Origin of the sequence: Paucihalobacter sp. (genome assembly GCF_036825875.1) — a bacterium.
Classification (GTDB): Bacteria; Bacteroidota; Bacteroidia; order Flavobacteriales; family Flavobacteriaceae; genus Paucihalobacter.
In genome coordinates this window covers 22,111-29,090 of the sequence record NZ_DAISXK010000035.1, presented here as the reverse complement: position 1 = coordinate 29,090, position 6,980 = coordinate 22,111, and the positions used below count along the sequence as shown (strand labels likewise).

The window sequence follows — 6,980 nt, the reverse complement described above, 5'->3', positions numbered from 1 at the left end:
GAATGTTTTCAAATTCATTTTCTAAAGTTGCCGATGAGGTAGAAATTATCAAATCCCGTGCTATCGCTAGCGAAGTTGTTGACGATTTAAATTTAAATATTCAATATTTTGTTCTTGGTCAAGTTAAAACTCAAGAAATTTTCTCAAATCAACCAATAAATATTAATTTCTTAGTCTCAGATTCTATAGTGAAAACTATATATGCTACTTTTTTTATAAAAATAATCTCTAAAACCCATTTTGAACTTTCTAATATTAACGCTAAAAACATTTTAGAATTTGAGAAAAATGAGTATGAGAAATATGCTTTCGGTGAAAGAGTAACCTCGAAATTTGGCGAATTTATCATCACACCTAACTTTGGCAATTACGGTTCGGAAATTGGATCTTTTGTGGAAATTAGGTTAAAACCTTTAAGAAGCATTATAGAAGGTTACCAGTCAAAAATTAAAATTGAAAGTGATTTAAAATCGAATATCGTGAAGTTGAGCGTTATTGAAACTTCTCCTGAAAAGGCGGTAACTGTATTAAATAAATTTATAGAAAAGTATAACGACGATGTTATCAACGACAAAGAGCTTATTGTTAAAACCACCTCCGATTTTATTAATAGTAGATTAAACATTGTATCCAACGAGCTCGAAAATGTAGATTTTACTGCGGAAAAATTACAAAAGGACAACCGATTGACCGCACTGCAGGCCCAATCAAGTATTTACCTTCAAAGCGAACGTGAAAACGAATCTAAAATTATAACAACTGCGAATCAGTTGCAATTAATTGATTTTATGAGTGATCACCTTCAGCAAAACAATAGCAATGCCGATTTGTTACCTGCTGATGTGGGTATCGCAGATTCAAACATATCTGAAATAACCAAAATTCATAACGATTTGGTATTGCAACGTAACAGGATTTTAAAAAGTTCGAGTGAAAAAAATCCGACGGTTGTGAACTTAGATAATCAAATTCAGTCGCTTAAGGAAAACCTCGATATGAGCCTTAAAAATATAAAATCGGCTAATAATATTACCCTTAATAACCTCAATCGAGAAGATGCTAGAATTAGTTCTCAAATATACTCTGCTCCCGGAAAAGAGCGACAATTTAGAGATATTAAACGTCAACAAGACATCAAAGAATCGCTGTATTTATACTTACTTCAAAAAAGAGAAGAAACCGCCATTTCCTTAGGCATGTCTTCACCGAATGCAAAAATTATTGACCAGGCCTATGCTTTGGACAGTCCTGTAAATCCCAAACCTAAAATTATTTATTTAGCTGCCATTTTGCTTGGACTTTTTATTCCTGTTTCAATAATTTATGTAAGAGATTTATTGGACACCAAAATTCATTCTAAAAACGACTTGCTTAAAATAGTGAGTGCACCTTACATTGGCGATATTCCTAAATCATCTTCCAAAAGCAGGCTGATAAAGAAAGTAGACTACTCGCCTAAAGCCGAGGCTTTTAGAATTATTAGAACCAATATCGGATTTCTTCTTAAAGATAATGACAATCCTTGCAAAACCATTTTTGTAACGTCAACCACAAGCCAGGAAGGCAAGTCGCATACGTCTATCAATTTAGCTTCGTCATTTTCGTTTTCAGAGAAAAAAGTTTTATTAATAGAAACTGACATTAGAATTCCGAGAGTTAATGATTATTTAAATATAGAAACAAAAGAAGGACTCACCGACTATATCTCAGATAAAAGTAAGTCACTTACCGATGTAACTATACAAGTAGAAGATAATTCCTTTCTTCATATTATACCATCTGGAACAATTCCACCAAATCCTGCTGAAATACTTATGAGCGAACGCGTTGAAGAATTATTTAAAAAGGTTAAAAAAGAATACGACTACATTATTGTAGATACTGCAGCTGTTGGTTTGGTGACCGACACTTTGCTTATCAGTAAATTCGCTGATTTGTTTTTGTATGTTGTGAGCGCCAACAATATTGACAAACGTCAACTTCATATTGCTCAGACTATGTACACGGAAAAAAGGCTACCAAATATGACGGTTTTACTAAATGGAACCGAACAAAAAAAGGGTTATGGCTACGGCTACGGAAATAATCCGAACAAAAAGAAAAAATCTTGGATTAAACGATTAGTAAGTTAGTCATCTAACTTGCGGCGTTGGCGTTCTTTTTTTATTAAATTAAGTTCTCTACTGGTTTGCCCTGCAACCGAGGTGTTTTCTTCGGCGCGTCTTATCAGGTATGGCATAACGTCTTTAACTGGTCCAAATGGCACGTATTTAGCAACATTATATCCTGCTGCTGCGAGATTAAAACTGATATGATCACTCATGCCGTACAGTTGACCAAACCAAACGTTATTATCGTTTTTAGCGATGTTTAACTTATCCATTAAATTCATGGCTATATAATTACTAACTTCGTTGTGGGTCCCAACAAACACCGAAATATCATTTATATTTTCCAAAATATATTTCATGGTGTCATTAAAGTTCCGGTCAGTTTCAAATTTACTATCGCAAATAGGTGATCTATATCCTTTTTCATGAGCACGTTCCCGTTCCTTTTCCATATAAGCACCACGAACTATTTTAACGCCGATTTTAAATCCCTGTTTAATTGCACGCTTGTGAAGTTGCACCAAATAATCCAATCTATCCCAGCGATAAAGCTGTAATGTATTGTAAACTATTGGTTTGTCGGTATTGTAATGAGACATCATTTCTTCAACTAAGATATCTGCAGCATCTTGCATCCAAGATTCTTCTCCATCAATAAGAATTTCAACATCTTTTTCCTTTCCTAATTTACAAACCGCATGATATCGGGCTACTACTCTATCCCATTCGTTTTGTTCATCAGCAGATAATGATTTTCCTTGACTTTTCTTTTCGTATAAATGAAATCTGCCAAAACCTGTAGGTTTAAAAACCGCAATTGGCATAGCATCACGATCATCTGAAAATCGAATAATCTTCAAAGTTTTTTCCATGGCAGCATCAAATTGCGCTTCCGTTTCTTTGCCTTCAACAGAATAATCCAGCACCGAACTTACTCCACTTTCATACATTTTGTCGATCACTTTTAAGCAATCTTCTTCATTAACGCCTCCACAAAAATGATCAAAAACAGTGGACCTAATCAATCCTTCAACTGGTAAATGCGCTTTTAGTGCAAAATTGGTTGCTGCCGTTCCTATTCGCACCAAAGGTTCGTGAGAGATCATTTTAAATAGAAAATAGGCACGTTCTAATTCGGAATCGGTTTTTAGTTGAAATGCAACTTTCGTGTTTTCAAATAGTTGGTTATTTGTCATTCGGGCAGAAATAAGGTCGTTTAAATATTAAAAATCGAGTGTAAAGATATAGAAATTAAGAAGATTCAAATATCCATTTTATGCTAAATATTCCTTAATTGCAGACATAAAAAACCAGCATTTTAGGGTGTTTTTCTAACAAAATCTAATTAATTTCACCATCTAATTTTTTGTTTTAAAAAACATGACTTCTATACAAGCCGATAATTATTCAATTCACTTTAATGCTGAAGCTTACAAGCACCTCAATAGCTACCTTAATACGGTAAAATTTTCCAAAATATTTGTGATAGTAGACAGTAACACGCATGATTATTGTCTGCCGAAATTTTTAGCCAATGTAGAAACCGAGGTCACTATTGAAATTATTGAAATCGAAGCTGGTGAAATTCATAAAAATATTGAAACTTGCGTTGGTGTTTGGGAAGCTTTAGCCGAATTAGATGCCGATAGAAAAGCGCTCATTATTAATTTAGGTGGCGGCGTTGTAACGGATTTGGGCGGATTTGTCGCCTGTACCTACAAGCGTGGCATTTCATATCTAAACGTTCCTACTTCTTTATTGGCTATGGTAGATGCATCAGTTGGTGGTAAAACAGGCGTTGATTTAGGTGTTTTAAAAAATCAGGTTGGTGTTATTAATTCAGGTGAAATGGTTTTGATAGACACATCATTCCTTCAAACCCTACCGGATATACAAATGCTTTCAGGCCTTGCTGAAATGCTCAAACACGGACTTATTTATAGCCGTAATTATTGGAATAAATTCAATGATTGGACATTGAAAAATTTCGATGAATTAGATGCGCTCATTTATGAATCAGTACAAATCAAATACGATATTGTAACTGAAGATCCTTTTGAAAATGACCGGAGAAAATCGCTAAACTTCGGACATACACTAGGTCATGCGGTGGAGTCGTTTTATTTGACTAATCCTAGTAAACGTGAATTATTACACGGTGAGGCGATAGCCGCTGGTATAATTTTGGAGTGTTTTATTTCTTATAAACTCGCTGAATTTTCAAAAAAAGATTTAGATGAAGTTGTTTCGATTATAACTAGGCTATATCAAAAAGTTGAGATTAATTCAAACGAATATAACCCCATTATTGAATTGTTAAAACACGACAAAAAAAATAGTTACGGAAACATAAATTTTGTGCTTTTAGAGAATATTGGCAGTCCAAAATTAGATTGTAAGGTAGAAAATAATTTAATTGTTGAAGCTTTTGACTTTTACAATAACTGTTATAAATAACGTTGCTCAATAATCTCTTTATGATGATTTTGATGACCAATTAATATATATCCAAGCGCACGCACCGAGACATCAGTTGAACTCGCTTTGCCTATCTGTAAAAGATCTTCTACTTCAAAACTTTTAAATAAGGAAATGGTTGACTGTCTAACCGTTTCGAACTCTTCTATTAAAGATGCTATGGACCGTTTATTCGCTTTTGAAAGCGGCACGTATTCATCTTGATCAAATCCCGCTAAGGACGTGAAGTCTCTTCTGGCAAAGCGTAAGGCACGATAGGCAAATATGCGCTCAGTATCCACAACATGAAGCACTACCTCTTTTACAGTCCATTTGTCTAAGGCGTAGCGGAATTCTAATTTTTCATCTGGTATGGATTTTAGAAATGAAGTAAAATCGCTCTTACTTTCTGTTAAGCCTTGTCCAATATCTTCAAAAGGACATTTAGACAAGTATAAATCGTAATAGGGATGGTATTCGTTGGACTGTAAATTCATCTTGATTTTCATTTAAACAAAAACCCTTCGTTATCTGTGGATATTGAAGGGCTTAAGGCAATTAGTGTTAAGATAGTTATAGTTCATTAAATATGGTGTGCATTAATCGTTTTTTGTCATTGATGCTTTCTTCCAATGAAATCATTGTTTCAGTGCGGTAAACGCCTTCAATATCATCTAACATAAAGATGATATCCTTAGCATGTGTGGTGCTTTTGGCTCTAATTTTACAAAAAACATTAAATTTTCCCGTAGTTATATGTGCAACAGTAACATACGGTATCTCGTTAATACGTTCTAACACAAATTTTGTTTGAGATGTGTTTTGTAAAAAAATACCCACGTAGGCAATAAATGAATAGCCGAGCTTTTGATAATCTAAAGTTAATGACGAACCTTGAATAATTCCGGCTTCTTCCATTTTTTTTACTCTTACGTGAACTGTTCCTGCAGAAACTAAAAGCTTTTTAGCAACATCGGTAAAAGGTACACGCGTATTGTCGATTAGCATGTCTAAAATTTGGTGGTCGACTTCGTCTAGTTTAAATTTTGCCATTACATTAATTCTTTAGTTTCAGCAAAATTAATGTATTTAATTTAATAAAACAGTCTTTTTATTAAGCTATTTTAAAGCATAACGGGTATTTTTTCGTTATTTATCAAAACTAAAACGTTTTCGTAACCTTCATAAATGGTCTTATTGGTATTTGTTTTTACCAAATTTCCCTTTGCATTAATTTCCTTATGGCCAAAAAATTCAGATAAATCTCCTATTTTCTCAACTTTAGGTTTGAATACTATTTTACCATTCTGTAGAACTTCTGCAAACTGAAACGCAATATCTACTTGTTTAGAACCGTCTTCGATTCTTGCATTTCTTATAATAACATCAAAAAAGCATTTTTCATTTAATGGAATGGATTGGTATTGTTCTACAGTTTCATTTTTTATCACGACACCAGACTTCAAATAATCGAAAGCCAATAATAGCGTTTTAAAAATATATTTACGAGTTATGTCGCGTGGATAGTCTTCTCTAATGTGGCCTGCTTCCACCAAAACAGTAGGTGTGTTAAAACTTTGAAACGTGTCTCCAACACAGTTGATATTAAATGCATCATCATATAACCCTATTTGATTAGGCAAATCTGCTTTAAGTTTAATGTTGAGTTGTACAATAATTTCCATAGCGGTTTTTCTAGTGTTCGTAACCGTTAGCTGTTCGTCTTGAGCAGGTGCTAAAAACGAAACAACTGCAGAATTTCCAGTTTTACCAGCACCGAAAATAGTGCGCTGTCCATGTAAATTAAAACAATAATCAGGTTTAAAGCTGTTATAAACTTGTCGAAGTATTTTACTTTCAGGTTGGGTCAATTCTTGGGCATCTCTATTTAAATCGAATTGATTTGCATTTACTCGTGTGTAGGCAAACGCACCATCTGGATTCAACATTGGAACAATGCAAACTGTTAGTTCATCAAAAAATGGATTTAACGAAGGTTCCATTATTAGGGTGTTTAACACATCGAAAAGAGCTTTTGTTGTTGTGCTTTCGTTGCCGTGCATTTGAGACCACATTAAAATTTTAGTAGGCCCGTTTCCAAAAGTGATGGTTTCTATCGGAATATTTTTAACTGAATGACCTACCACATCAACCTTGAAATTGGCGCCTAAGTTTTGAATCAAAGGCACGATCATTTCATGAGTGATATACCTATGCGAAAGGGATTTTTCGTTGTAGGATTTAAACCATAAATCTAATTTACTAGTCGTCATAATTTTTTAATCAAAGACAAAGGTATACAATTGTTAATTTACATTTGTAAACAGCGTGACTATTTAAAATCCTTGTGTTTGTTTACAAGTTTACACAGGAATTGTTACAATAAAGTGTTATTTATATCAAAACTTAATG

Annotated in this window: 6 protein-coding genes; 2 read left to right on the top strand and 4 right to left on the bottom strand. The window is 33.8% G+C overall.

The window, feature by feature from the left end; all coding sequences use genetic code 11:
- Positions 1-2,132 (top strand): GumC family protein (locus V7Z48_RS10285; protein ID WP_334113354.1); only part of this gene is annotated, 2,132 nt, incomplete at its 5' end.
- Here the strand turns inward: V7Z48_RS10285 and V7Z48_RS10280 are convergent.
- The gene (locus V7Z48_RS10280) at positions 2,129-3,307 is read right to left on the bottom strand and encodes a proline dehydrogenase family protein (RefSeq protein ID WP_334113353.1); all 1,179 of its coding nucleotides are present in this window, start codon (positions 3,305-3,307) and stop codon (positions 2,129-2,131) included. The two genes, V7Z48_RS10285 and V7Z48_RS10280, sit on opposite strands and share 4 nt — an antisense overlap.
- A gap of 184 nt (positions 3,308-3,491) precedes the next feature.
- On the opposite strand from V7Z48_RS10280, the gene aroB reads away from it, so the two are divergent.
- Entirely contained in the window at positions 3,492-4,568 is a 1,077-nt protein-coding gene (aroB, locus tag V7Z48_RS10275; protein WP_334113352.1) for a 3-dehydroquinate synthase, read from the top strand.
- On the opposite strand, the gene V7Z48_RS10270 is transcribed toward aroB, so the two are convergent.
- The 3 genes from V7Z48_RS10270 to V7Z48_RS10260 all read right to left on the bottom strand — a co-directional run bounded on the left by V7Z48_RS10270 (position 4,559) and on the right by V7Z48_RS10260 (position 6,841).
- On the bottom strand, positions 4,559-5,065 hold the full coding sequence (locus tag V7Z48_RS10270; protein WP_334113351.1) for a DinB family protein: 507 nt from the start codon (positions 5,063-5,065) through the stop codon (positions 4,559-4,561). The genes aroB and V7Z48_RS10270 overlap by 10 nt on opposite strands.
- Positions 5,066-5,141: 76 nt before the next feature.
- The gene (locus tag V7Z48_RS10265) at positions 5,142-5,621 is read right to left on the bottom strand and encodes an Lrp/AsnC family transcriptional regulator (protein WP_334113350.1); all 480 of its coding nucleotides are present in this window, start codon (positions 5,619-5,621) and stop codon (positions 5,142-5,144) included.
- Between the two features lie 71 nt (positions 5,622-5,692).
- On the bottom strand, positions 5,693-6,841 hold the full coding sequence (locus tag V7Z48_RS10260; protein WP_334113349.1) for a M14 family zinc carboxypeptidase: 1,149 nt from the start codon (positions 6,839-6,841) through the stop codon (positions 5,693-5,695).
- Positions 6,842-6,980: the final 139 nt, after the last annotated feature.